Annotated in this window: 2 protein-coding genes; both read left to right on the forward strand. The window is 41.5% G+C overall.

Annotation, left to right across the window (positions count from 1 at the left end; genetic code table 11):
- Positions 1-5 precede the first annotated feature (5 nt).
- Complete coding sequence (hisF, locus tag AC1DPQ_RS27870) at positions 6-761, forward strand: imidazole glycerol phosphate synthase subunit HisF (RefSeq protein ID WP_057932516.1); 756 nt, start codon at positions 6-8, stop codon at positions 759-761.
- A gap of 107 nt (positions 762-868) precedes the next feature.
- A partial coding sequence (gene hisIE, locus AC1DPQ_RS27875) for a bifunctional phosphoribosyl-AMP cyclohydrolase/phosphoribosyl-ATP diphosphatase HisIE (protein ID WP_477611587.1) occupies positions 869-1343 on the forward strand: 475 nt, incomplete at its 3' end.

The raw sequence follows: 1343 nt of genomic DNA on the forward strand, positions 1-1343 counted from the left end.
GTTAAATGCTAAGTAAAAGAATAATCCCTTGTTTAGACGTTAAAGACGGCCGTACGGTAAAAGGTGTAAACTTTGTTGATTTACGTGATGCGGGTGACCCGGTTGAACTGGCCGCCCAATATGCACAACAAGGTGCCGACGAATTGGTTTTCCTGGATATTACCGCAACCCACGAGCGTCGGAAAACGATGATTGAAATGGTTAAATCGGTTGCCAGGCAATTAAATATTCCTTTTACTATTGGTGGTGGAATAACTGAAATTGCCGATGCAGAAGCGTTATTAAACGCAGGAGCGGACAAAATCAGCATCAATTCGGCAGCAGTTAGAAATCCGAAATTGATTGAAGACCTGGCTAAGACCTTTGGGGTGCAGTTTGTGGTTTTGGCAGTCGACACCAAATATGTAAACGGTAAAAATATGGTCCACTTAAATGGGGGAAGACTAATTACCGAACTGGAAACCGAAAATTGGATCAAACAGGCAGAAGATTTAGGTGCAGGAGAGATTTTGTTAACTTCGATGGACCACGATGGCACCAAAGCAGGTTTTGATTGTGGGTTGCTCAGTAAAGTAAACCAAATGATCAATATCCCGATTATAGCATCAGGCGGAGCGGGTAGTATGGCGCATTTTACAGAGGTTTTTCAAAAGGCCAATGTTGATGCTGCACTGGCAGCTTCGGTATTTCATTATGGCGAAATCCTGATTCCCGATTTAAAGCAGGAATTGAAAAGAAATCATATTCCTGTTAGAATATAATAATACACTCGTCATTGCGAGGCACGAAGCAATCCTAAAGCTATGGGTTCGAAAGCCTGCACAATAAGATTGCTTCGTGCCTCGCAATGACGAAAACATGATAAAAAATGAATATCGATATATCAACCCTTGATTGGGATAAAACAGCTGGCTTACTCCCGGTAATCATTCAGGATTATAAAACTTTGGAGGTTTTAATGCTGGGTTATATGAATGCTGAAGCACTGGAAAAAACGCAGGCCGAAGGCAAGGTAACTTTCTTTTCGCGTTCTAAAAACCGCCTTTGGACAAAAGGCGAAACCAGCAATAACTTTTTGTTTGTTAAAGAACTTTTTGTAGACTGTGATAACGACACCATTCTAATCAAAGCGGATGCCGTTGGTCCAACCTGCCATACGGGTAGCCGCAGCTGTTTTAAAACAGATTTTAACCAGAACTTTATTTTCGAACTCGAAAACATCATTAATGATCGATATGAAAACCCGGTTGAGGGTTCTTACATCAACAAAATGCGTAGCAAGGGATTAAATAAGATTGCCCAAAAAGTTGGTGAAGAAGGCGTAGAAACGGTTATCGCAGCAC

The sequence above is a fragment of the Pedobacter sp. 01T416_2 genome (assembly GCF_056398925.1).

What these genes read in the sequence shown, in the direction of transcription:
- hisF (WP_057932516.1), top strand. Translation starts at nt 6, where the DNA reads ATGCTAAGTAAAAGAATAATCCCTTGTTTAGACGTTAAAGACGGCCGT.